The sequence below is a fragment of the Streptomyces sp. NPDC056486 genome (assembly GCF_042795295.1).
In the GTDB taxonomy this organism is placed as follows: domain Bacteria; phylum Actinomycetota; class Actinomycetes; order Streptomycetales; family Streptomycetaceae; genus Streptomyces.
Genome location: NZ_JBHTSF010000004.1, coordinates 53,923 through 78,814, shown reverse-complemented (window position 1 = coordinate 78,814; position 24,892 = coordinate 53,923). Strand labels below are relative to the sequence as shown.

Annotated in this window: 17 protein-coding genes and 1 pseudogene; 12 read left to right on the top strand and 6 right to left on the bottom strand. The window is 69.5% G+C overall.

The window, feature by feature from the left end; translation table 11 throughout:
* The first annotated feature begins 230 nt into the window (after positions 1-230).
* Genes ACFQ7F_RS03695 through ACFQ7F_RS03680 form a run of 4 tightly spaced genes read left to right on the top strand, consistent with a single transcriptional unit; the run spans position 231 to position 4,949 of the window.
* Entirely contained in the window at positions 231-1,583 is a 1,353-nt protein-coding gene (locus tag ACFQ7F_RS03695; protein WP_383265503.1) for an extracellular solute-binding protein, read from the top strand.
* Positions 1,580-2,527, top strand: coding sequence for a carbohydrate ABC transporter permease (locus ACFQ7F_RS03690; protein WP_383265501.1), 948 nt, complete (start codon positions 1,580-1,582; stop codon positions 2,525-2,527). Before ACFQ7F_RS03695 ends, ACFQ7F_RS03690 begins: the two co-directional genes overlap by 4 nt.
* Entirely contained in the window at positions 2,524-3,396 is an 873-nt protein-coding gene (locus ACFQ7F_RS03685) for a carbohydrate ABC transporter permease (protein ID WP_383265498.1), read from the top strand. Before ACFQ7F_RS03690 ends, ACFQ7F_RS03685 begins: the two co-directional genes overlap by 4 nt.
* A gap of 35 nt (positions 3,397-3,431) precedes the next feature.
* On the top strand, positions 3,432-4,949 hold the full coding sequence (locus ACFQ7F_RS03680; protein WP_383265495.1) for an alpha-N-arabinofuranosidase: 1,518 nt from the start codon (positions 3,432-3,434) through the stop codon (positions 4,947-4,949).
* A 17-nt stretch (positions 4,950-4,966) separates the two neighbouring features.
* Here ACFQ7F_RS03680 and ACFQ7F_RS03675 read toward each other — a convergent pair whose 3' ends face one another.
* The 3 genes from ACFQ7F_RS03675 to ACFQ7F_RS03665 form a co-directional block, all read right to left on the bottom strand.
* Positions 4,967-5,962, bottom strand: coding sequence for an arabinan endo-1,5-alpha-L-arabinosidase (locus ACFQ7F_RS03675; RefSeq protein ID WP_383265493.1), 996 nt, complete (start codon positions 5,960-5,962; stop codon positions 4,967-4,969).
* Between the two features lie 113 nt (positions 5,963-6,075).
* A complete protein-coding gene (locus tag ACFQ7F_RS03670; protein WP_383265490.1) occupies positions 6,076-7,455 on the bottom strand; it encodes a glycoside hydrolase family 6 protein in 1,380 nt (459 codons plus the stop codon).
* A 55-nt stretch (positions 7,456-7,510) separates the two neighbouring features.
* Positions 7,511-8,647 (bottom strand): glycoside hydrolase family 5 protein, encoded by a 1,137-nt coding sequence (locus ACFQ7F_RS03665; protein ID WP_383265487.1) that lies wholly within the window; start codon positions 8,645-8,647, stop codon positions 7,511-7,513.
* Between the two features lie 498 nt (positions 8,648-9,145).
* Here ACFQ7F_RS03665 and ACFQ7F_RS03660 point away from each other — a divergent pair.
* The 4 genes and pseudogenes from ACFQ7F_RS03660 to ACFQ7F_RS03645 form a co-directional block, all read left to right on the top strand.
* Positions 9,146-11,029, top strand: a pseudogene (locus tag ACFQ7F_RS03660) (glycoside hydrolase family 48 protein); the annotation flags it as partial.
* Positions 11,026-13,365: a xyloglucanase gene (locus ACFQ7F_RS03655; protein ID WP_383265484.1), complete on the top strand. Its 2,340-nt coding sequence runs from the start codon at positions 11,026-11,028 to the stop codon at positions 13,363-13,365. The pseudogene ACFQ7F_RS03660 and the gene ACFQ7F_RS03655, both read left to right, overlap by 4 nt.
* A 160-nt stretch (positions 13,366-13,525) precedes the next feature.
* Entirely contained in the window at positions 13,526-14,539 is a 1,014-nt protein-coding gene (locus ACFQ7F_RS03650) for a LacI family DNA-binding transcriptional regulator (protein WP_383265482.1), read from the top strand.
* A gap of 117 nt (positions 14,540-14,656) precedes the next feature.
* Positions 14,657-15,889 (top strand): alginate lyase family protein, encoded by a 1,233-nt coding sequence (locus ACFQ7F_RS03645; RefSeq protein ID WP_383265479.1) that lies wholly within the window; start codon positions 14,657-14,659, stop codon positions 15,887-15,889.
* 61 nt (positions 15,890-15,950) lie between these two features.
* Here ACFQ7F_RS03645 and ACFQ7F_RS03640 read toward each other — a convergent pair whose 3' ends face one another.
* Positions 15,951-17,852, bottom strand: a complete 1,902-nt coding sequence (locus ACFQ7F_RS03640) for a rhamnogalacturonan lyase (RefSeq protein WP_383265476.1) — start codon at positions 17,850-17,852, stop codon at positions 15,951-15,953.
* A 227-nt stretch (positions 17,853-18,079) separates the two neighbouring features.
* Between ACFQ7F_RS03640 and ACFQ7F_RS03635 the strand changes: the two genes are divergently transcribed.
* The 4 genes from ACFQ7F_RS03635 (at position 18,080) to ACFQ7F_RS03620 (ending at position 22,350) form a co-directional block, all read left to right on the top strand.
* Positions 18,080-19,840 (top strand): RNA polymerase sigma factor, encoded by a 1,761-nt coding sequence (locus ACFQ7F_RS03635; RefSeq protein ID WP_383265473.1) that lies wholly within the window; start codon positions 18,080-18,082, stop codon positions 19,838-19,840.
* Between the two features lie 161 nt (positions 19,841-20,001).
* Positions 20,002-20,535 carry a SigE family RNA polymerase sigma factor gene (locus tag ACFQ7F_RS03630; RefSeq protein ID WP_383265470.1) on the top strand — a complete coding sequence of 178 codons (534 nt, stop codon included), beginning with the start codon at positions 20,002-20,004 and terminating at the stop codon, positions 20,533-20,535.
* Complete coding sequence (locus tag ACFQ7F_RS03625) at positions 20,535-21,410, top strand: hypothetical protein (protein WP_383265467.1); 876 nt, start codon at positions 20,535-20,537, stop codon at positions 21,408-21,410. Before ACFQ7F_RS03630 ends, ACFQ7F_RS03625 begins: the two co-directional genes overlap by 1 nt.
* A 97-nt stretch (positions 21,411-21,507) precedes the next feature.
* A complete protein-coding gene (locus ACFQ7F_RS03620) occupies positions 21,508-22,350 on the top strand; it encodes a pectate lyase (RefSeq protein WP_383265464.1) in 843 nt (280 codons plus the stop codon).
* A gap of 64 nt (positions 22,351-22,414) precedes the next feature.
* Here the strand turns inward: ACFQ7F_RS03620 and ACFQ7F_RS03615 are convergent, their stop codons facing one another.
* Together ACFQ7F_RS03615 and ACFQ7F_RS03610 are read right to left on the bottom strand one after the other, a co-directional pair.
* Positions 22,415-23,515 (bottom strand): pectinesterase family protein, encoded by a 1,101-nt coding sequence (locus tag ACFQ7F_RS03615; RefSeq protein ID WP_383265461.1) that lies wholly within the window; start codon positions 23,513-23,515, stop codon positions 22,415-22,417.
* Positions 23,516-23,588: 73 nt separating this feature from the next.
* Positions 23,589-24,890 (bottom strand): polysaccharide lyase family 1 protein, encoded by a 1,302-nt coding sequence (locus ACFQ7F_RS03610; RefSeq protein ID WP_383265458.1) that lies wholly within the window; start codon positions 24,888-24,890, stop codon positions 23,589-23,591.
* Between the last annotated feature and the right edge of the window lie 2 nt (positions 24,891-24,892).

Here is a 24,892-nt window from a genome sequence, read left to right as displayed (position 1 = left end):
CGATCAGCAGGTCGAACGGCAACTTAGGTAGGGGAAGGGCGGCGCGTCAACGCATTGCGCAGGAAGTGACCGAGGTGCTCGCTGAGGTTCGTGATCTCGAACAACTTCCCTTGAATTCACGGGACTTCACTCCCGTCTCTGTCCGAACCGTTGACGCGCCCCGCGTTCGACCTTACGGTCCGTTCGAAGTTGCGAGCAGCATTCGAAATATCGGACAGAAGTGAGCCGCAATGCCACCACCCCTCCCGAGCCGACGAGGTGTGCTCGGCGGTATCGGAGCGCTCGCCGTCGCGGGCAGCTTCGGACTCGCCGCCGCGAATCGCAGCGCGTCGGCGATCGCGTCGGACGCGGATGTACGGGTCCGCTACTGGAATCTGTTCTCCGGCGGCGACGGCGCCAACATGATCGCGATGCTGGACGCCTTCCGTGCCGCGAACCCTCAGGTCGACGTCAAGGACTCGACCCTCCAGTGGGGCAACCCGTACTACACCAAGCTCGCCATGGCGGCGTCGGGGAACCGCGCACCCGACCTCGCGGTGATGCACCTGGGCCGGATCCCCGGCTTCGCACCCGGACAGCTGCTCGACCCCTGGGACGTGCGGCTGCTCGCCAAGTACGGCGTGCGCGAGGCGGACTTCAACCCGGTGCTGTGGAAGCGCGCCGTGGTCGACGGCAAGCTCTACGGCCTTCCCCTCGACATCCACGCCCAGCTCTGCTTCTACCGCAAGGACGTGTGCGAGAAGGCGGGACTGCTCGGCGCGAACGGCGATCTGGCGAAGGTCACATCGACCGATGACTGGTTCAAGGCTCTGAAGGCGGCCAAGAAGGCCGTCAAGTCGGATGTCCACACCATCGGCATCAAGGCCGACGACCCCAATTTCTCCTGGTGGTTTTTCCTCTCCTTCTACACCCAGCTCGGCGGCACCTGCCTCAGCGCCGACGGCCGGGACGTCACTCTCGACACCGACAAGGCCACCCAGGTCCTCGAGTTCCTGCGGCAGCACCTGACCGACGGCTACTCCACCGCCATCGGCGCCGCCGACGGCGAGTCCTTCGTCAACGGTTCCGCCTTCACGTGGGAGGGCAACTGGTCGGTGCCGGTCTTCAGCGGCGCGAAGCTCACGTACGGCGCGACCCCGCTGCCGCCCGTCTTCGGCAAACCCGCAACGCACACCGAGTCGCACTGCTTCGTCCTGCCGCACCAGTCGCAGCGCGGCGGCGCCACCAACGAGGGCGCGCACCAACTGGCCGCGTACGTCGTCAAGAACGCCACGGCCTGGGCGCGCGGCGGCCACATCCCCGCCTACCTGCCGACCCTTGACGACAAGAAGTACCGGGCACTCGAGCCGCAGTCCGATTACGTCTCGGCGATGGACCACATGGCGGTCGAGCCGCCCGCCTGGTTCGCGGGATCCACCGGACTCCTCACCCAGCGCATCGGCCCCGTCATCGCCACCTCCAACGTCGGCTCCGCCAAGCCCGACGCCACGGCCCGCCGCATGAAGGACGTACTCGAAAAGCTGGTCGCCATGAAGAACCCGATGGAAGGCAGATCCGCCACCGAGGGAGGACCCGCCGCGTGAGCGCCATCGACACCGTGGTCGCACCGGCCGCCGTACGGCCCGCCCCGGTGGCGGCCGCCGATTCACTCCGGACGCGGCTGACCCGACGCTTCCAGCACGGCGGCTGGTTCGTCGCCCCGTTCCTGGTCCTCTTCGCGCTGTTCGTGCTGCTCCCGATCGGCCGCGGCCTGTGGCTGAGCTTCACCGACGCCAACATCTCCGGCACCGGCGAAAGCTTCGTGGGGCTCGACAACTACCGCGAGGCCTTCGACAACCCGCTCCTGTGGGACTCCCTGGGCCACAGCGCGTACTTCACCCTGCTCGTGGTGCCCTGCATCGTCGTCCTCGCGTTCCTCCTCGCGATGCTCGCCCACCACATCGAACGTGCCAAATGGCTCTGGCGGCTCTGCTTCTTCGCCCCCTTCCTGCTGCCGTCGACAGTCGCGGGGAACCTGTGGCAGTGGCTGTTCAACCCGGGCACCGGAATGATCAACCACGTCTTCGGCCTCGACACGCCCTGGCTCACCCAGAAGTCCACCGCCATGCTCGCCGTCGTCATCACCACCCTGTGGTGGACGGTCGGCTTCAGCTTCCTGCTCTTCCTCGCCGCGCTGCAGAACATCCCGAAGCATCTGTACGAGGCCGCCGCGCTCGACGGCGCGGGCGCCTGGCAGCGGATGGTGCACATCACCCTGCCGATGCTGCGCAACATCACCGGCCTCGTGATCACCCTGCAGATTCTCGCCTCGCTCCAGGTCTTCGACCAGGCCGTGGTGATGCAGGACTTCGGACCCGGCCCCGAGGAGAGCACCCGGACCTTCGTCCAGTACACCCTCGAAGAGGGCTTCACCGCCTACCGCGTGGGCTACGCCTCCGCGATCTCCATCATCTTCTTCGTGCTCATCGCGGCCGTCGCCCTCGGCCGGATGTGGCTCCTGCGCAAGCGTGAGGAGGGCGTGCGATGAGCACGGCCGTCGACGTACGGAAGAACAGCCCGAAGAGCCGCAAGAAGAAGTGGACCCCGAGCCAGATCGTGCTCACCGCGATCGGTGTCCTCGTCTCCGCCCTCTGGATGACACCGCTCCTGTGGGCCCTGTTCACGTCCCTGAAGTCGGAGACCGAGGCCGTCGAGGTGCCCACCCACTGGGTGCCCCAGGAGTGGACGGGCCAGGCGTGGAAGGCGCTCTTCGAGACCGGGAACATCACCAACTGGTTCGTGAACTCACTCGTCGTCTCGGTCTGCGTCACCTTCATCGTGGTGCTCGTCAGCGCGCTTGCCGGGTACGGCTTCGCGCGCACCGAGTTCCGCGGCAAGAACGCGCTGCTCGGCCTGGTGATGGCGGGCCTGATGGTGTCGCCCGCCGTGCTCGGCGTCCCGCTCTTCACGACCGTCCAGTCCATGGGGATGGTCGACACCTACTGGGGCATGATCCTGCCGCAGTGCGCGCCCGCCGCGATGGTCTACATCCTCTACAAGTTCTTCCAGTCGATCCCGCACGAACTGGAGGAGGCCGCGTACATCGACGGGGCCGGACGCTGGCGGGTCTTCTTCACCATCGTCCTGCCACTCTCCAGGCCCTCGCTCTCGGCCGTCGGGATCTTCACGTTCATCGCGTCCTGGAACAACTTCCTGTGGCCCTACATGGTGACCAACAACCCCGACCTGATGACCATGCCGAACGGCATCGCGACCGTCATGAACTCCTACGGCATCCAGTGGGCGCAGCTCATGGCGGGCGGCCTGATGGCGGGTCTGCCCCTGGTCGTCGTCTTCGTCTTCTTCCAGCGGCAGATCATCAGCGGCGTGGCCCACACGGGGCTGGCCGGCCAGTAAGTCCCCTGCTCAGTCGCTCTGTTGAAAGGTTCTCCATGGCCCCCCGTTCCGCCCGCTTCACGCTCGACCCCGCCTTCGCCGTGGGCGACGTCGACCCCCGGCTCTTCGGCTCCTTCGTCGAGCACCTCGGCCGGTGCGTCTACACCGGCATCCACGAACCGGGCCACCCCTCGGCCGACGAGACGGGGCTGCGCACCGACGTGCTCGGCCTGATCCGCGAACTCGGCGTGACGGCCGTGCGCTACCCCGGCGGGAACTTCGTCTCGGGGTACAAGTGGGAGGACTCCGTCGGCCCCGCCGACGAGCGGCCGCGCCGCCTCGACCTGGCCTGGCACTCCACGGAGACCAACCGCTTCGGGCTCTCCGAGTACATCGCCTTCCTGCGCAAGATCGGCCCGCAGGCCGAACCGATGATGGCGGTGAACCTCGGCACACGCGGCGTCGAAGAGGCCCTGGAACTCCAGGAGTACGCCAACCACCCCTCCGGCACCGCCCTGTCCGACCTGCGCGCCGCGCACGGCGACAAGAACCCCTTCGGTATCCGCCTGTGGTGCCTGGGCAACGAGATGGACGGGCCGTGGCAGACCGGCCACAAGACCGCAGAGGAGTACGGACGCCTGGCTGCCGAGACAGCCCGCGCGATGCGCCAGATCGACCCGGACGTCGAGCTGGTCGCCTGCGGCAGCTCCGGTCAGTCCATGGCGACCTTCGCCGAGTGGGAGGCCACGGTCCTCGCCGAGACCTACGACCTCGTCGACCACATCTCCCTGCACGCCTACTACGAAGAGACCGACGGCGACCGGGACTCGTTCCTCGCCTCCGCCGTCGACATGGAGTCCTTCATCGAGAACGTCGTCGCCACCTGCGACCACGTGGGCGCCCGTCTGAAGTCGAAGAAGAAGATCAACCTGTCGTTCGACGAGTGGAACGTCTGGTACCAGTCCCGGCCGCACCCCGAGGTCGAGGAGAGCCTGCGCGACTGGCCCGAGGCGCCGCGTCTCCTGGAGGACAACTACACCGTCACCGACGCGGTCGTCGTCGGCTCGCTCCTGATCGCCCTGCTGCGGCACGCCGACCGGGTGGCCGTCGCGTGCCTGGCCCAGCTGGTCAACGTCATCGCGCCGATCATGACCGAGCCGGGCGGCCCCGCCTGGCGCCAGACGTCCTTCTTCCCCTTCGCGCAGGCCTCGCGGTACGGCCGCGGCCAGGTCCTCGACGTACGCGTGGACTCGCCCGCGCACGAGACGCGAAAGTTCGGCGAGGTGCCCCTGCTGCACGCGACGGCCGTCCGCGCCGAGGACGGCACCGTCACCGTCTTCGCGGTCAACCGCAGCCAGAGCGAGCCGCTCTCGCTCGAAGTCGCGCTCCAGGAGCTGGAGTTGAGCGCCGTCATCGAGCACACCGCGCTGTCGGACGCGGACCCGGATGCCCGCAACACCCTCGCGGAGCCGGAGCGCGTCACCCCGCACGGTGTCAGTGGGACAGGGCTCCAGGACGGCACGCTGAGCGCTGTCCTGGAGCCGCTGTCATGGAACATGATCCGCCTTGGCTGATTCCTTGCCGCCCTGGGTCAGTAGGCGACGGGCCACCCGGAGCTCCAGTTCAGGAGGTTGACGCCGAGCTTCGGGGTGCCGTTGTCCTGGCCGTCGTAGTAGTGGTAGACGAGCAGGTCACCGTCGGCGTCCTTCATGACCGACTGGCCGCCGGGGCCGATGTAGCGGCCGTGGCTCTCCTGGACCGGCGTGCCGCCGTTGTTCGTCATGGCGACGCCGTTCTTGTCGACGTACGGCCCGGTGACACCGGAGGAGCGGCCCACCTTGATCTTGTACGTGGAACTGGTGCCCGCGCAGCATGTGTCGTACGAGGCGAAGAGGTAGTAGTAGCCGCCCCGCTTGACGATGTACGGCGCTTCCACGGCCTTGGTTCCGGTGGGGCGCGAGGCGAGTGAGCGCCGGGCGGTGTCGCCCGCGTACTGCTTGCCCGTCGAGGGGTCGACCCTGATCATCTTGATGCCGGTCCACCAGGAGCCGAAGGAGAGCCACCACTTGCCGTCGTCGTCCACGAAGAGGTTCGGGTCGATGGCGTTGTAGTCGCTGGACGTGGTCGAGGTGTACACGGAGCCGTAGTCGGTCCAGGAGCCGGGCTCGCCCGTGGTGGAGGCCGCGAGGCCGATGGCCGACTTGTTCGAGCCGAACGACGAGACGGAGTAGTACATCAAGTACTTGCCGCCGTGGTACGAGATGTCGGGCGCCCAGACGTCCCCGGTGGAGTTGTAGGTGTTCCACCAGCTCGGCCGGGTCGGGAAGGCGGAGCCGCTGCGGCCGAAGTTGATCCGGTCGGTGGAGGTACGCAGCTGCAGACCGTCGCCGGTCGAGTAGAGCAGGTACTTGCCCGACGAGGTGCGGGCCAGGGTCGGGTCGTGCACGACGATGTCGCCGGTGACCTGGCCGGGGTTGGGATAGGCGGTGGCGCTGCTCGGGACGAGGGCGAGCAGGGCGGCGGCGGGCAGCGCGACGATGGCTCTGCGCCCAAAGGCGGTGGGGGGGGGGGGGGGGGTGCGGCTCACTCCGGGCTCCTTGCGTGGTGGGAGTAACTCCCCGTGTCTGCAAGGGAGTTGGACGGGGGCGGTACGGCAAGTGGTTGCCGCCCGCCCCCGCGAGGTTGCCGCCCGCGCGGGTATTACAGCGCCGGATACGCGTTCTTCAGGAGCTCCCGGAACTGGGCCGAGAACCACTTCCCTGAGACCGGCGCGTCCGCGAGCGCGCCGGACGGGTTGAAGCCGTTGCGGGGATTGCCCTGGTACGTCGGGTCACACATGCGGTCGAAGCCCTTGCCCTCGTCGTTCGGGATCTCCTTGCTCGACCCGTCGGACTCGCCCGGCGGCTTGATCCACACATAGGCGTCGATGCCGGCCTCAGGGGCTGTCTTAGGACGCTCGCCGAGGCCCGCACCCGACTGGTTGCACCAGTTGCCGATGTGGATGCGCCGGTCGTAACGGCCGCCCTCCACATAGGTGTTCACGTCCGTCGTGGGGCCGGGGCCCGTGGGCCGTGCCGCGCCGCCCCAGCCGTTGCGCGAGGTGTCGATCAGCATGCCGATGTCGGACTTGAAGCCGGTGGAGACGAGCTGATTGCGGAACGACTGGGCGTAGGAGAGCTCGTCGACGGAGCGGTTCCAGTCGACCCACTTCGACTCGCGGACCGACCGGCCGTTGACGTTGTCGCCGATCTTGAAGTTGTTCTCCTTCAGGGCGCTGTAGTTGGCCGTGTTGGTGATGAAGCCGTGCACGTTGTCGACGCTGCCGCCGTCGGTGGTGGCCGCCTGGTACATGACCTGCGCGGACGCGGCGAAGTTGTCGTCCCAGCCGATCCACCCGTGGTGGCCCGCGTCGACGTAGTTGTAGACGTTCGGGACGGCGCCGAGCTTGCGAAGGGCGTAGCCGACGCCCTTCACGTAGTTGCCGTTGGCCTTCATCACGTCGCACTCGGGCGTCGCGGTGGGGCGGCTGCCGGTGTTGGTGACCAGGTTCGGCAGCGAGTCGATCTCGACGGTCGTGACGATGCGCAGGTTCGCGTACTTGGAGTCGGCGAGGGTCGCGGCGATGGGGTCGATGTAGTCGGTCTGGTACTTGCCGATCTCGGTGGGGCCGAGTTCGCCGTTGGAGGCGAGTGCGGAACAGTCCCGGCCCGGCAGGTTGTAGATGACCAACTGGATGACGCCTGCGCCCTGCTTCAGCGCCTCGTCCAGGTGGTCGCGCAGGCCCATCGAGTCGCCCGCGCCCTCGATCGCGGCTATCCGGTCGAGCCAGATGCCGGTGGGCTGGTTCGCGATGGCGCTGCCGCCCGGTTCGGCGGCGGCGTTCGCCGACCACTCGGGGTTCACATAGGGCTTGGCGCCCGCGTACGGATTGTCGACGCGCGCGGCCGCTGCCAGGGACGTACTGCTGCCCGGGCTGTCGCCCACGGCGAGGGCGGTGCCGCCGGTCGTGGCGAGGACGGTGGCGAGTGCGGCCAGGAAGAGGGCGCGGGATCTGCCGTGCCTGGTGTGTGTGCGGCTCATGGTGGGTCCCTTCGGATGTGGGATGGACGGAGGAGCTGGAGGGGGGCTTGACGGGTCAGCCGGCGAGCGCGGCCAGATGGTCGCGGAGCCCGGCGCCGAACGCGGTGGGCGTGCCGTCGTAGGAGCTGATCAGGGAGGGGCCCGACGAGCAGTCCCAGGTGTTCCAGGTCCAGCCGAGATAGGAGGCCTGGTGCGCGTCGAGCCACTTCATGACGGAGTCGATGAAGCCGTGGGAGCAGGTGTTCTCGCCGATCTCGCCCGCCACGAGCGGGACTTTCGCGGCGACCGGCGCGAGCGTGGAGTCGAAGCAGCTCGTGGTGGAGCAGGTGTTGAAGTTGTAGACGTGCCAGGCCGCGGCGAGATTGCCCGCCGGGTCCGTCGGCGCGTGCTCCAGCCAGCCGCTGAGATCGTTCGAGTACGCGATACCGGCCGCGAGCACGAGATTCTTCGCGCCCGTCCCGCGCACCGCGTCGAGCAGGTCCTGCATGCCGGCGACCTCGTAGCCGATGCCGGGGCAGGTGCCGCCGTCCCGCCAGCAGTCCCAGGCCTGCTCGGTGGTGGGCGTCGCACGGTCCGGATAGGGCTCGTTGAACAGGTCGAGGACGACGGCCGGATCGTCCTTGAAGGTCTTGGCGACCGAGGTCCAGAACGCCGGGGTGTACCGCGCGTTCGGCATCGGCTTCTGGCAGCTGGCGTGCACGTCCGGGCAGCCCGCCGAGTTGCCGGTGTACTGGCCGTGTGACCAGTGCAGTTCGACGATCGGGGTCATGCCGTGGTCCTGGACGCGCTGGACCAACTCCTCGATGGCGGATGTGTAGTTGGCACCCGCGTAGCGCGGGTCGATGTTGTCGGTTCCCAGCCAGCACTCCTCGTTGAGGGGGATGCGTACGGTGTTGGCCTTCCAGCCCGCGATGGCCTTCACGGAGGCGTCGTCGACGGGGCCGTCGAAGATGCCGTAGCCCTGGACACAGGCGAACTCGCCGCCGGAGCGGTTGACTCCGAGCAGCCGGTGCGTGGCGCCTTCGGTGTCGACGAGCCGGTTGCCATCGGCGTGCAGCACCGGGGGTGGTGCCGCCACGGCAGGCGCGGCGCCCGCCGTCGGCAGGGCGGAGGGCATCGCGAGTCCGGCGGCGATGAGGACGGCGCCCGCAAGGACGGCAAGCGTGCGGAGCAGACGCGGGGGACGGGGCATGAGCGACTCCTCGGATTGAACCGGAATCGCTCCCACTGGTGCCGTGGAAGCTAGCAGGAAGTCGCCGCCGAGAACAGAAAGGTTGGCGGGTTTCTCAGATTCTTCGGATCGCCGCTGTCGAATTCATTCGACAACTCCCTTTCGTGTGACGGCTCTTGACATCGCGGCGATTCGGCTGAACTTTGGGAGCGCTCCCACTGGTACTCCCCACTGGTGCTCCCACTGGTCCTCTCGCTGGCCTCGCACTTGTCCTCCCACTGGTTTCCCAGCTCCCCGAGCGGAGCTCGCCCCCACCATCGAGCCGTCAGGAGACATCCCGGCATGTCTGCATTCCCCCATTCCCCCGATTCCCCCCGCTCCGGCCCCTCCAGACCGGAAATCAGCCGCCGCAATCTGCTGACCCTCGGTGCCGGAGCCGCCCTCGCGCCCATCGTCGTGGCGCTCAATCCGGCAGGTCACAGCGCCCGTGCGGCAACAGCGGCGACCGCGGCCACCGAGTACGAACAGCGCTTCCTCGACCTCTATGCGAAGATCACCGATTCCGCGAACGGCTATTTCTCGCCGGACGGTATTCCGTACCACTCCGTCGAAACCCTCATTGTGGAAGCACCCGACCACGGGCACGAGACGACATCCGAGGCATACAGCTATCTGCTCTGGCTGCAAGCCATGTACGGCAAGGTCAGCGGCGACTGGACGCGTTTCAACGCGGCCTGGGAAACCATGGAGAAATTCATGATCCCGACCCGTGCCGACCAGCCGACGAACAGTTTCTACAATGCGGCAAAACCAGCCACGTACGCCCCCGAACACGACCAGCCGTCGCAGTACCCCGCCCGGCTCGACCCCGGGATCCAGGCCGGCGCCGACCCGATCGCCGCCGAGCTGAAGAGCGCGTACGGCACCGACGACATCTATGGCATGCACTGGCTCCAGGACGTCGACAACGTCTACGGCTACGGCGGCGATACTGAAGGCCCCGTCTACATCAACACCTTCCAGCGCGGCTCCCAGGAGTCGGTCTGGGAGACCGTCCCGCACCCCACCCGCGACGAGTTCGAGCACGGCGGCAGGAACGGCTACCTCGACCTGTTCACCGGCGACGCCTCCTATGCCAAGCAGTGGAAGTACACCAACGCCCCCGACGCCGACGCCCGCGCCGTGCAGGCCGCCTACTGGGCCCACGTATGGGCATCGGCCCAGGGCAAGGCCTCCGATGTCGCGGGGACGGTCGCCAAGGCGGCCAAGATGGGCGACTACCTTCGCTACGCCCTGTTCGACAAATACTTCAAGACCATCGGCGACTGCACCGACCCCTCCGGCTGCGCGCCGGGCAGCGGCAAGAACAGCTCGCACTACCTGCTGTCCTGGTACTACGCCTGGGGCGGCGCCACCGACACCTCCGCGGGCTGGGCCTGGCGCATCGGATCGAGCCACAGCCACGGCGGCTACCAGAACCCCCTGGCCGCCTTCGCCCTCAGCAAGTACGCCCCGCTCGCCCCCAAGTCGGCATCGGGCAAGGCGGACTGGACCAAGAGCCTGACCCGGCAGATCGAGTTCTACCGCTGGCTGCAGTCCGCCGAGGGCGCCATCGCGGGCGGCGCCACCAACAGCTGGCAGGGCAGCTACGCCAAGCCCCCGGCCGGCACTCCCACCTTCTACGGCATGGCCTACGACGAGAAGCCCGTCTACCACGACCCGCCGTCCAACCAGTGGTTCGGCTTCCAGGCCTGGTCGATGGAGCGCGTCGCCGAGTACCTCCACGAGACCGACGACCCCGCCGCCAAGACGGTCATGGACAAGTGGGTGACGTGGGCGCTCTCCGAGACGAAGATCGCCGCAGACGGCACCTACACCTTCCCCTCGACCCTGAAGTGGTCCGGCAAGCCCGACACATGGGCCCCGTCAAATCCCGGCGCCAACACGGGACTTCATGTCTCCGTCGTCGACCGCACCAACGACGTGGGTGTGGCCGCCGCCTACGCCAAGACCCTCACGTACTACGCCGCCGCCACCGGCCACACCGCAGCCGCCACCACGGCCAAGGCCCTCCTCGACGGCATGTGGAAGCACCACCAGGACCCCCTCGGAATCGCCGTGCCCGAGACCCGCGCCGACTACGACCGGTTCGACGACGGGGTGTACGTCCCGAACGGCTGGACCGGCACGATGCCGAACGGCGACACCATCAACTCAGGGTCCGATTTCACCTCCATCCGCTCCTTCTACCGCGACGACCCCGACTGGCCGAAGGTCGAGGCCTATCTCGCCGGGGGAGCGGCGCCGCAGTTCACCTACCACCGCTTCTGGGCGCAGGCGGACATCGCACTCGCCATGGGGGCGTACGCCGAGCTCCTCGAACCGGGGGCGGGGTCGCAGTGAGTGCCCCTCCCGGACGGGGCGGGAAGCTGCTCGGCGCCCTCTGCCTGATCCCGGGTCTGCTGCTCGTGGCCGCCCCGTCCTCCGGTGCCGACGACGCCAGTGCCGCCGACGCCAGTGTCGACGCCGTCAAGGAGAAGGCCCCGACCGCGTCGTACACGTGGAAGAACGTCCGCGTCGACGGCGGCGGCTTCGTCCCCGGCATCGTCTTCAACCGGGCCGAGAAGAACCTCGCGTACGCCCGCACCGACATCGGCGGCGCCTACCGCTGGCAGGAGAAGTCCCGGACCTGGACCCCGCTGCTCGACTCCGTCGGCTGGGACGACTGGGGCCACACCGGGGTCGCCAGCATCGCGTCCGACACCGTCGAACCGAACAAGGTGTACGCCGCTGTCGGCACGTACACCAACGACTGGGACCCCGGTAAGGGCGCCGTCCTGCGCTCGGCCGACCGGGGCAGGACCTGGAAGAAAGCCGACCTGCCCTTCAAGCTCGGCGGCAACATGCCGGGCCGTGGCATGGGCGAACGCCTCGCCGTCGACCCGCACGACAACCGCGTCCTCTACCTCGGGGCGCCCAGCGGCCACGGCCTGTGGCGCTCCACCGACTCGGGCGCCACCTGGTCGGAGGTGACCGCGTTCCCCAACCCCGGCAACTACCGGCAGGACCCCGGGGACTCGACCGGCTACGCCTCCGACAACCAGGGCATCGCCTGGGTCACCTTCGACGAGTCCACGGGCGCCGCCGGCTCACGCACCAAGACCATCTATGTGGGCGTCGCCGACAAGGAGAACGCGGTCTACCGCTCGACGGACGCGGGCACCACCTGGTCGCGTCTCGCGGGCCAGCCCACCGGCCACCTCGCCCACAAGGGCGTGCTCGACGCCCAGAACGGCTACCTCTACCTCGCCTACAGCGACAAGGGCGGCCCCTACGACGGCGGCAAGGGCCAGGTGTGGCGGTACGCGACCCGCACCGGCGACTGGAAGAACATCAGCCCCGCCACCGACGCCGACACGTACTACGGCTACAGCGGACTGAGTATCGACCGGCAGCATCCGGGCACGGTCATGGTCACCGGCTACAGCTCGTGGTTCCCGGACACCCAGATCTTCCGCTCCACCGACAGCGGCGGAAGCTGGACCGGCGCCTGGAACTACGCCGCCTATCCCGAGCGCACCAACCGCTACACCATGGACGTCTCGTCCGTACCGTGGCTGTCATGGGGCGCGAACCCGGCGCCGCCCGAACAGGCCCCGAAGCTGGGCTGGATGACCGAGGCCCTGGAGATCGACCCGTTCGACTCCGACCGGATGATGTATGGCACCGGGGCCACCGTCTACGGCACCAGGAACCTCAGGCAGTGGGACAGCGGCGGCAAGTTCACCGTCACCCCGATGGTGAAGGGCCTGGAGGAGACCGCCGTCAACGACCTCGCGGCACCGTCCTCCGGAGCGCCCCTGCTCAGCGCGCTCGGCGACATCGGCGGCTTCCGGCACACGGACATCACCAAGGTGCCGCCCCTGATGTACACCGAGCCCAACTTCACCACCACGACGAGCCTCGACCACGCCGAGTCCGACCCGGACACGGTGGTACGGGCCGGTCAGCTCGACAGCGGGCCGCGCATCGCCTTCTCCCGTGACAACGGCGCCACCTGGGCGGCGGGCAAGGAGCCCTCGGGAGTCTCCGGCGGCGGAACGGTCGCCGCGTCCGCCGACGGCAGCCGCTTCGTGTGGAGCCCGGACGGTACGGGCGTGCACACCAGCGGTGACCGGGGCGCGACATGGACGGCGTCCACCGGCATCCCACAGGGCGCGGTCGTCGAGTCGGACCGGGTCGAGCCGAAGACGTTCTACGGCTTCAAGTCCGGGACGTTCTACGTCAGCACGGACGGCGGGGCGACCTTCACCGCGAAGGCGTCCACCGGGTTGCCTACCGAGGGTGCGGCGCGCTTCAAGGCCGTGCCCGGCTCCAAGGGCGACATCTGGCTCGCGGGCGGAAAGGCCGGGGGAACGTACGGCCTGTGGCACTCGACGGACTCCGGCGCGAGCTTCACCCGCGTCCAGGGTGTCGAGGAGGCCGACACGATCGGCTTCGGCAAGGCCGCGCCCGGCTCCGGCCATCAGACGCTCTACACCAGCGCGAAGATCGACGGCGTGCGCGGCATCTTCCGCTCCACCGACGCGGGCGAGAGCTGGGTGCGCGTCAACGACGACGCCCACCAGTGGGGCTGGACCGGTGCGGCCATCACCGGTGATCCCCGGATCTACGGGCGGGTGTACGTGTCCACGAACGGCCGTGGCATTGTGTACGGGGACGACAACTCCCCCGACTGACCGGGTCAGTCGAAGCGCTTCGACACACCTATGGACAGCGCATGGGTGTCCCTCTAGGGTCGAGGTGGCCCCAAGTCGAAGCGCTTCGCCACCGCCTCACGACCTGCCGGCCTGTCGATCTGTCGAACTGTCGGTCTGTCGATCTGTCCAGGAGAACTGAATGGTCACCCTTGCCGAGGTCGCCCACCACGCCGGAGTCTCGGCCAGCACGGTGAGCTACGTACTCAGCGGCAAGCGGTCCATCTCCGCTTCCACCAAGGACCGCGTCGAGCGGTCCATCCGCGAGCTCGGCTACCACCCGAACGCCGGCGCCCGCGCCCTGGCCAGCAGCAAGTCCAACATCATCGCGCTGATGGTGCCGCTGCGCACCGACATGTACGTGCCGGTGATGATGGAGATAGCCATCGCCGTCGCCACCACCGCACGCACCCACGGGTACGACGTGCTGCTCCTGACCGGCGAGGAGGGCCCCGAGGCGGTCCGCCGCATCGAGGGCAGCGCGCTCGCCGACGCGATGATCCTGATGGACGTGGAGCTGAACGACGAGCGCCTTCCGCTGATCCGCGAGATCGACCGGCCCACCGTCCTCATTGGCCTCCCCGCCGACCCCACCGGCCTGACCTGCGTGGACCTCGACTTCGTGGCGACCGGCGCACAGTGCGTCGAGCACCTCTCCGGGCTCGGCCACGAGGAGATCGCCGTCATCGGCGAGGCGCCCGCCGTGTACGAGCGGCACACCGGGTTCGCCGAACGCACCCTGGACGGCCTGCGCACGCGGGCCCGGGAGCTCGGCGTGCGGGTGCTGCACCGGCCCTGCGAGGGGACGTACGACGCACTGGCCGCGACCCTGGCCCGGATCTTCGACGAACGCCCGGGCACCACGGGGTTCGTCGTGCAGAACGAGTCGGCCGTGGAACCCCTCCTGAGCCTCCTGCGCCAGCAGGGCCGCGCCATTCCCGAAGACGTCTCGGTCATCGCGATCTGCCCCGACCAGGTCGCCACCCAGGCCTCGGTGCGCCTGACCTCCGTCGCCATCCCGGCGCAGGAGATGGGGCGGCAGGCGGTGGAGCGCGTCGTCGCGAAGCTGCGGGGGCAGGCGTCGGAGGAAGTCGCCCTGATCGAACCGGAGTTGACGGTCCGGGCCAGCTCGGGTCCCGGGCCCGCGAAGGGCTGACGGCGGGCGCGGCTGACGAAGGGCGCAGCTGACGAGGTGCCGATTTCTGTTATCGGCGACCGCCCGCCCCGTCTCCTGCGTGATCGCACCCTTCGTACGTCTCAAGGAGCCCTCCCCATGGGTCAGGACAACAGGCATCGGCTCAGCCGTCGCGGCATGCTTCAGCTCTCCGGCGGCCTAGCCGTCGCGGGCGCGGTCGGCGGCGCCGCCACGATCGCCCTCACCGACGAGAAGGCGGACGCCGCCCCCGCGGCCTTCACCCACCCCGGCATGCTGCACAACGCGGGCGACCTCAACCGCGCCAAGGTGAAGGTCGCCGCGGGCGCCGCGCCCTGGGCGGCCGGCTGGCAGAAGCTGACGGCCAACGCACTCTCCGCGGCCACCTGGAAGGCCAGCCCCCGGGACGTGATCATCCGCGGCGGCACGGGCCAGAACTACCCCACCCTCTACCGCGACATCCACGCCGCCTACCAGAACGCCCTGCGCTGGCGGACAGTCGGCTCGGCCGCGCACGGCGACACCGCGCGCGACATCCTCAACGCCTGGTCGGCCACGCTCACCCAGGTGACGGGCAACGCCGACCGCTTCCTGGCCGCCGGGATCTACGGCTACCAGTTCGCCAACGCCGCCGAACTCATGCGCGGCTACAGCGGGTTCGACCTCGACCGGTTCAAAACGATGCTGCTCAAGGTCTTCTACCCCCTCAACGACGACTTCCTGAAGAACCACAACGGCGCCTGCATCACCAACTACTGGGCCAACTGGGACCTGTGCAACATGGCATCGGTCATGGCCATCGGCATCCTGTGCGACGACAAGGCCAAGTACGACCGCGCGGTGGACTACTTCAAGAACGGCGCGGGCAACGGCTCCATCAAGAAGGCCGTCCCCTTCGTGTACGACGGCGAAGGCCTCGCCCAGTGGCAGGAGTCGGGCCGCGACCAGGGCCACACCGTGATGGGCATGGGCCTGATGGGCGCGATCTGCGAGATGGCCTGGAACCAGGGCGACGATCTGTACGGCCACGACGACAACCGGTTCATGAAGGCAGCCCAGTACGTCGCCAAGTACAACCTGGGCCAGGACGTGCCGTTCACCAAGTACACCTGGGGCACAGGGCAGAACTGCGCCTACCGCGAGCAGACCGTCATCTCCGAAGCCGGCCGCGGCCAGGCACGCCCGGTGTGGGACCTCCTCCACTTCCACTACGCGCGCCGCCGCAGGCTGTCCGTCCCCTACATCACCGCCCTCGCGGAGAAGGTCAGACCAGAGGGCGGCGGCGGCGACTACGGCCCCAACAGCGGCGGGTTCGACCAGCTGGGCTTCGGGACACTGCTGTACGCGAAGTAGCGGCGGTGCCGGCCGGTGACGGGGCGAGGGAGCTGCCCCGCCACCGGCCCCGCGGCACCCCTCAGGGCGTGGACACCACCGGACGCGGCGCCTTTGCCATGCCGGAGCCGATGAAGAAGCTCGGGTGCGGGGGCTGGTTGTATGCCGTGTTCTGCCAGGCGAGCGCCGTGCGGTACTGGATGTCGTGGAGCAGCGTGGTGATCTTCGTGCTCGTCTCGTGCGGGGTGGAGTAGATCCGCAGCGCCTTGTTGTCCGCGGTGCGCCACACGATCTCCTCGCGCCAGTCGCCGAGGATGTCGCCGGAGAGCGCCGGGGTCGCCTTCGTGCCGTTGTTGGACGCGACCGAGGCGCCGGTGAGCAGACGGGTCTCGCCGCCTGTGCCGTACTTGTCGATCCGGGTGCCGTCGAGAAGTTCGCGGGTGGTGTCGCCGTCCCACCAGTTCACGAAGTTGACGCTGGACGGCTCGCGGCCGACCGAGGCCCCCGACGGCGAGCGCAGGGTGCTGTCCGCCGCGGACCACGACTCGGCGCCCGCGGAACCGGCGTAGATGTCGGCGGACACGCCCCGGCCGTTGTCGGAGCCGGACGCCGTGGTCCACAGGCGCTGCCCCGTGCGGGCGTCGGCCATCCAGGAGCCCGGCTTGGAACTGTCCTCGGACACCTTGAAGTACTCGAGGCCCGCGCGCGACGGATCGAGGTCGCCGACGTGCCCGGCGTCGCCGTGCCCGAGCTTCGTCGTCCACAGACCGCTGCCGTTGTCGTCGACGGTCATCGCGCCGTAGACGATCTCGTCCTTGCCGTCGTCGTCGACGTCCGCGACCGACAGGCTGTGGTTGCCCTGGCCGTCGTACCCCTTGCCGGTGTTCGTCGATGAGTTGGTGTCGAAGGTCCAGCGCCGGGTGAAGGCTCCGTTCCGCCAGTCCCAGGCGGCGATGACGGACCGCGTGTAGTAACCGCGCGCCATGATGAGCGACGGCCTGCTGCCGTCGAGGTAGGCGGTCCCGGCGAGGAAGCGGTCGACGCGGTTGCCGTAACTGTCGCCCCAGCTGGAGACGGTGCCGCGCGCCGGGACATAGTCGACCGTGTCGAGTGCGGCGCCGGAGCGGCCGTCGAACATGGTCAGATACTCGGGCCCGGCAAGGACATAGCCGCTGGAGTTGCGGTGGTCGGCGGACGAGCTGCCGATCACCTTGCCCGCGCCGTCCTTCGTGCCGTCCGCCGTCTTCGTGGCGACCTCGGCCCTGCCGTCGCCGTCGTAGTCGTACACCTGGAACTGCGTGTAGTGCGCGCCCGAGCGGATGTTGCGGCCCAGGTCGATCCGCCACAGCCGGGTGCCGTCCAGCTTGATGCCGTCGATGATCGTGTTGCCGGTGTAGCCGGACTGGGAGTTGTCCTTGGCGTTGGTGGGCTGCCACTTCAGTACGAAGTCCAGGGCGCCGTCCCCGTCGAGGTCGCCGACGGACGCGTCGTTCGCCTCGTACGTGTACGCCACGCCGTCCGGGGTCGTGCCCCCGGCGGGCGGCGTGATCGGCGCGTCCTTGTATCCGGCGCGGAACTGCACCGCGTGCACGGAGTCGCCCTGCTCGGCGCCGTCGACCACCGCGCGCACGGTGTAGTCGGCGCTGTTCGGGGCGCCCGCGTGAAAGTAGTTCGTCGAGCCGGTGACGGGGGACGAGTTGACCTTCGTACTCCCTCGGTAGACGTTGAAGGCCACGTCGTCGTCATCGGTGCCGAGCCAGCGCCAGCTGACCAGGTTCCCGGCGTCGGTGTGCACGCTGACCACGCCCCGGTCAAGCGCCTCGGCCTGGCGGGTGGTCGCCGCCGACGAGGTGGACGACAGGGCGATGAGCCCTCCGGCGGCGAGTGCGCCCGCCAGGACGGCGGTGATCAGGACCCGGCCGCGGGCCCGCCGTGCTCTTCGGCCCCTGCGGCGGTGGACTTCGGTGTACGGGTGCTCGGGCATGGGGTGCTCCTGCGGGGGGAGTGAGTGGAGTGCGGGAGAGGGACAGTGCCTCGACTCAGTCGCCGCGGGGCGCGCGAAAGGTTGCCGCTTGTACGAGTCCATCGCCCGGAAAGTTTCTGTTATCCGCGGCGCCGTCCGCGCGTCTCCCTTCATGGCCTGGTCAGGTACAGTTCCCGGCCCGCCGACGGGAGGGCAGGACACACGGATCCGAAGGAGTGGAAACAGCGGTGGAAGAGCCCCGGACACGTGGTCTGGTCGAGGCCGCGCGCGACGGTGACCGGCACGCACTCGACGAGCTGCTCACCGCGCATCTGCCGCTGGTCTACAACATCGTCGGCCGGGCGCTCGACGGCCATCCGGACGTCGACGACATCGTGCAGGACACCATGCTGCGCGTGGTCCGCTCCATCGCCGAACTCCGCGACCCGGACGGCTTCAGATCCTGGCTCGTGGCCATCGCCATGCACCGAATACGGGACCGGGCGCGCGCCGCCCGGTCCCGGCGGACCGTGCCCGCATCAGCCCTGGAGCGTGAACCGGCCGACCCCGAGGGCGACTTCGCGGGCCTGACCGTGCTGCGCCTCGGTCTCGAGGGGCAGCGCCGCGAGGTCGCCGAAGCCACCCGGTGGCTCGACCCGGAGGACCGGGAGCTGCTCTCGCTGTGGTGGCTGGAGGTCGCGGGCTCGCTCAGCAGGCCCGACCTCGCAGAGGCGCTAGGCCTGACTCGCCAGCACACGGCGGTACGGGTGCAGCGGCTCAAGGAGCGCCTGGAGACGGCCCGTTCCCTCGTACGCGCCCTCGACGCACAGCCGAGATGCGCCGCGCTCGCCGAGGCCACCGCGGAGTGGGACGGACGGCCGGGATCGGTGTGGCGCAAGCGCATCCTGAGGCATCTGCGCGGCTGTCCTTGGTGCGGTGGCGCGGCTCCCGACACCGTCCCGGCGGAGCGGCTCCTCGCGGGTCTCGCGCTGGTGCCGATCCCGGTGGGTTTCGCGCTGCACGCGCTGGCGGGGCTGCTCGGCGGAGGCACGACGCAGGCGGTTGCGGCCACGGCGGCGCTCGGAAGTGGTGCGGCGGGGGCGGGGGCCGCTGGTGCGGGCTCCGGCGGGCAAGCCGTTGCCGCCGACCCGGTGGGCCTGACAGCCCACCTCCTCCAGCTCCTCGGCAAGCCCGCGGTCGCCGCCACGGCCGGTCTCACCCTCATCGCGGGCGGTGCCTACATCGTCCACGACCACCAGGACCCGCCGCGCCCGCCCCGCGCGGCGGCCCCGTCCCCGGAAATGAGCGTCTCCACCGCTCCCGCGACCACTCCGCCCGCCGCATCACCGAAACCGAGCCGCAAGCCCGAGACCAGCCACAAGCCCAAGCCCAAGTCGAAGAAGCCCGCCCCCCGTTACGGCAGCGTCGTGGACAAGGCCGAGCCCGCCCCCGACCCGTCGGCACGCCCCGGCCCCCTGCCGCGCCGCCCGGAGACCGGCCTGACCAGCTCGGCGGGGCCGAAGGCGGTGATGGTGCACCGGGGCGACACCGTCACCCTGCGCGGGTGCGGCTACGCGCTGGTCCGCTGGCAGATCCTGCCCGGTGAACGAGCAGGCGCCCTTGTCATGCCGACCTGGACCGGCCTGCAGGGGAAGCTCTTCCACGTCGCGTCCGGCGGCGGGCGGCGCATGGACGACCAGATGCCGACGGCGACCGACCGGCCGCACACCTGGATGGGCTCGCCGGCCACCGGGTTCACCGTGCTGCCCGAGGGCGCTCAACAGATGTGGCAGAACGAGTACTACTACGTCGACGGAGAAGTGACTCTCCGCCAGAACGAGAGGGGCGCCGACTACAACCTCATCGTCCAGCCCACGGACCGGGCCGCGGTGACCGGCGACATCACCCAACCCCCGGACCCCGCACGGGGGGTGGTGCGCTACGGCTACGTACGGGACACCGGTACCGACGCGGCACCGGTCCCGCAGTACCTGAACCGGGCCGGATGACCCCATACCGCTTGGCCGGGCATTGGCTCAGACCTGCCTGGGATTCCGGACGTTGTTCGATGTCTCGCACAGACGTTGCTATGCTCGCGCACCGCGCTTCGGCGGCACGGGGGTCACCAGCGCGCGTGCAGAGCCGCGCAGGCACAGGAAAGAGGTCACCCGTGGGGACAGCCGTCGACGACGCAGCCGCCGCGGAGTTCCATGACTTCTTCGAGCGGCACTATGCCGAACTGGCGCGCCTCGCCCACATGTTGACCGGCGAGAAGGATGCCGCGGACGATCTCGCGGCGGACGCCCTGGTCGCGCTCTGGCACCGCTGGGACCGGGTGCGCGCCGCCGACCACCCCGCCGCGTACGCCCGTGGAGTCGTCGCCAACATGGCGCGCACCCGCATCCGCAGCGCCGTCCGAGAGCGCCGCCGTGTGGCGCTGTTCTGGGGGCAGCGGGCGGAGGGCGTCGACGACCCCGACGTACCCGCGGTCGTCGATGTCCAGGAGGCATTGCGTACGCTGCCGTTCCGTAAGCGGGCCTGTGTGGTCCTGCGGCACGCCTTCGACCTGTCGGAGAAGGACACCGCGCTCACCCTGGGAATATCGGTCGGTACGGTGAAGAGCCAGACGTCCAAGGGAATGGCGGAGCTGCAACGGCTCCTGGGCGAACTGGCCGCGTCGCAACTCGTGGGAGGGAGGCAGTGATGGACGACGTACGCAAGCAGCTGCGCGATACCGCTGCCGAGCACCGCCCCGACCGGGAACGGATGCTCGCCCGGATCGAGCGAGGCATGGAGCGCGACGCCGCCGCCCCCGGTTCCTCGTCCCGCGGCAGGCTGCCACGGCCCGCACCGTGGCTGCGGATAGCGGGCGCGACGGCCGCCGTGGCCGGAGTCTTCGCGCTCGGCGGTTACGCCGTCGCCTCCGTCGTCCAGGGAGGGGATCCGCCGCCCCGCACCGTGGGCACACCCGCCGCTCCCGAATCCCCCTCCGCGCCGAGCCCCTCCGCCTCCGCGCCGGACGACGAGAACGCCAAGCCGAGTTCACCGGCCGACCCCACGCACCCGTCGGGCAAGGCCACGGGGAGCGCATCGGACAGGGGCACGGACCAGGATCCGAACCGGAAGTCGAAGAAGCCCCAACCCCCGCCGCCCACCGGGCGTGTGGCCCCGGACGCCAAGAGCGTCGAGGACCGCTACCTCTGGAGCGACGGCTCCATCGACCCGCAGAGCAACGACTTCTGGGCGCAGAGCACCCTCACCTTCAAGACCGAGAAGCCCCTCACCGCGCTCACCGTCGAACTGCGCGTCGCGCAGACCGGCGGGGTCGCCGACGCGGGCAACTGGCGTTCCCTGTCCGCCGACGACTTCACCGTCTCCGTACGCGAACAGGGCGGCGAGCTGGTCTACCGCTGGACGCTGAAGGCGGGCCGTACCGTCCCGGCGGGGGAGCACGTCTTCGCCGGTCAGTACAACCACGCCGAGGGCGGCAGGGACGCGGGCGAGGACACGTACGCGGCGGAGGCTACCACCGCGGGCCAAAAGGCGGCGGTGCGCGGCGACTTCGCCCGCACTTCCTAGGCTGCGGGAGAATTTTCCTGCAGGGCGGCAACCTTCCGCACCCGGGCGGAGACCAGCAGACGCAAAGGTCATCCCCCCAGCGAAAGAGCGGTCCCCCATGACCACGCAACGAGCCGAACTGCGCAAGAGCAGCAAGCGCCGCCTCACCCGCCGCCGCGTCGTGGGCGCGACGGGCGGCGCCCTGCTGCTGACCGGCGCCACCCTCGGCGCCAACGTACTGCTCTCCCCGGCGGGAGCGGCGACCACCGCGGCCGCCTGGCCCACCCCCACTGGCGACAAGGCCGTCACCAAGACCATCGAGGTGTCCGGCACCTACGACGGTGGACTCCAGCGCTTCTACGGCAGCGGTGACCTCGGCGGCGACGGCCAGGAAGAGGGCCAGGACCCGATCTTCAAGCTGAAGGACGGCGCCGTCCTGAAGAACGTCGTGATCGGCAAGCCCGCCGCCGACGGCGTGCACTGCTCGGGCAGCTGCACCATCCAGAACGTGTGGTGGGAGGACGTCGGCGAGGACGCGGCCAGCTTCAAGGGCACCTCGACCAGCTCCGTGTACAACGTGACCGGTGGCGGCGCCAGGAAGGCCGACGACAAGGTCCTCCAGTTCAACGGCGCGGGCAAGCTGAACATCTCCGGATTCCAGGTCTCGGACTTCGGCAAGCTGGTCCGCTCCTGCGGCAACTGCTCCAAGCAGTACAAGCGCACGATCACCGTCAATGACGTGGACGTGACCGCGCCCGGCAAGTCCCTGGTCGGCATCAACACCAACTACGGCGACACGGCGACCCTGAGCAAGGTCCGCATCCACGGCGACAGCAGCAAGAAGATCAAGCCCTGTATCCGCTACACGGGCAACTCTTCGGGCGCCGAGCCCGTCGAGACGGGCAGCGGCGCCGACGGCACGTACTGCAAGTACAGCGCGTCGGACATCAGCTACCAGTAGCAGACGTCATACCCGGGCCATCAGTGACCGACCGACCGGCCGGCCGGTCACTGGTGGCCTTCTGTCAGCGGTCCTTACCCGTAGGTGCCCAGTCCGTCAGGTAGGCGGCGCGCGTGGCCGACTCGGCCTGGCTGCGGGTGAGTTGGGGGCGGTTCGGAGGGATGGTGACGGCCGCTCCCGGACCCGTGTTGCGGTACTCGGCGAACCGCTGGTCCTGCCAGGGATAGGCGTCACGCATGTTCGCGTACGGGGTCACCGCGTCGATGCCGCGCCCCAGGTGGGTCTCGCGCACCGTCAGCATGGGGCGGGCCGTCGTGTCCGAACTGGGGACCCAGGGGCGGGCCAGTTTGTAGTACGCGTCCGGGGCGCCGCTCGTCACCCGGCTGCGGCTGACCAGGTAGCCGCGCGGGTTGGCGACGGCGGTGGACGGCGCGAAGACGAAGCCGTACGGAGCCGCTGCCAGGTCGCTCCGGGTGAGGGTGTGGAAGCGGCAGCGCTCGAAGACCGCGGTGGCACGGCCGAAGACGAAGTCGACGTCCCCCTCCACGTAGCAGTCGCGGAAGTACTGGCGGGCGAAGGCGCCCAGGTCCGCGGTGTCGGCGTAGAGGGTGTCCTGGTGGCCCAGGAAACGGCAGCGGAAGAACGCCGAGCGGTCGCCCGTCACCTTGAGGGCGACGGCCTGGGTTCCGGTGTAGTCGGGGTGGTCCGCCCGCAGCCAGTCGTTGGCGAACGTGATGGCGTGCGCGGCGAAACCGGCGGCCCGCACGGTTGTGGTGGCCGAGCCGCTGGTGCCGTAGGTGCCGGACCCGTCGGGCTTCGGGGTACCCGCGGCGTTGTCGTACACGATGACCGTGTCGCGCGGGTCACCGCTCGCGCCGATGAGCGTGAGCCCGGCACTCGTCTCGGGCACGGTCACCGTCTCGCGGTACGTGCCCGGGGCGAGGACCAGCGTCCAGCCGCCACCGGAAGCGGCGTTCACGGCGGCCTGAACGGTGGTGTGGTCGCCGCGGCCCGCCGGGTCGACGTACAGCGTCCGGCGGGCGGGGCGGGAACCGGCGGCGCGGGCCGTTGAGGTGCTGCCGAGGGCCAGGGCGGCGCCGACACCCGCGCCGGTGGTGAGCAACGTACGTCGGCTGAAGGGCATGGGGGAGTAGTGCGAGGGCATGGCTGATCCTTCGCTGTGCGGCTCAGTCAGGAAAAGGTGGAGGGGAGAGGGGAGAGGGGAGAGCGGAAGGAGGTCAGCGGCGCTGCTTGCCCGCGCCCGCGTCACGTGCGAGCAGTCCGGGCAGCTTGCGCGGGTCGTCCACCCGCGTCCGCAGGCTCGGCGTCCAGCCCGCACCTGACTGGAGGGTCTCCTCCGGGATCTCCGCGTTGTGGACGGCGATGAGATCGACCCGCCTGCCGTTGACGTAGTTGGCGTCGGCGGTGACCGGCGCCTCCTTCCACTTCTTGAGGATCTTCCCCGCGCCGACCCCGGCCGGGAGTGTGAACGCGTTCTTCTGGGCGACGAGTTGCGACTCCTGACCGATGCCGAAGGAGTACTGATAGCCGCCCGCGGGGACCACGTAGTGGTTGTTGTACGCGTCGACCTGCCCGAAGCGGACACGCGGCGCCCGCTCGACGATGTCCCTGAAGACGTTGTGGTGCAGGGTGACCCGCAGCTTGCCGCGGTCCGTGTCGCCCGCGCTGTCGCTGTTGCCGATCATCAGGGTCTTGTCGTGGTCGGCGAAGACGTTCCAGGAGGCGGTGACCAGGTCGGCGCCGCGTACGACGTCGAGCTCGCCGTCGTGCTGCTGGTAGATCTCCCCGTAGTACGACGGCAGTGAACTGTCGGGGTGCTCGCCGTCGGTGAACGTGTTGTGGTCGACCCACACATGCGTCGAACTGTGGACGACCATGCTGTCGTACTCGGAGTTCCAGGCCCCCGTGGCGCCGTCGGTGGGATCCCACTGCGGGAAGCAGTCGAGGGGGCTCTCCAGGGTGAGGTTGCGGACGACGACGTTGTCCACGCCCTGGATCTGCAGGCTGCCGCCGACGATACCGGCGCCCTTGCCGACGCCCACGATGGTCGTGTCGGCGGGGACGTACGCCTTGATCGCCGCACCCTGCCGGGTCGCCGACGCCGCCCGCAGGTCCTCCTGCGCGCCGCTGACCGGCGTGTCGTACCCCCACACCGCGGGGTCGTAGTCGGCGAGGTACTGGTCGAAGTCATAGCCGTCGGCCTCGAACGCGGAGCAGCCCGCGGCCGTGGCGTTCAGCGTGCCCTTGACCTTGATGAGCCGGGGTGCGCCCGCGTCGTCCGCGAGCGCGGCGCGCAGCTCTTCCCAGGTGGTGACCGTGTAGGTGTGCGCGGCATCGGCCCGCGCGCCGCCGGTGGTCCCACCGTCGGCGGACGCCCAGCCGTCCCGGGGCGGCAGTACGTCGCGGGCGCCCGCCGCCGATGCCGGGGCGGCCGTCACCGTCATGACCAGCGCGGTGCACCCCGCGAGCAGCGTGAGTGATCTTCGTACAGCTGTGCTTGTCGTGCGCGGTGTCCTCATCG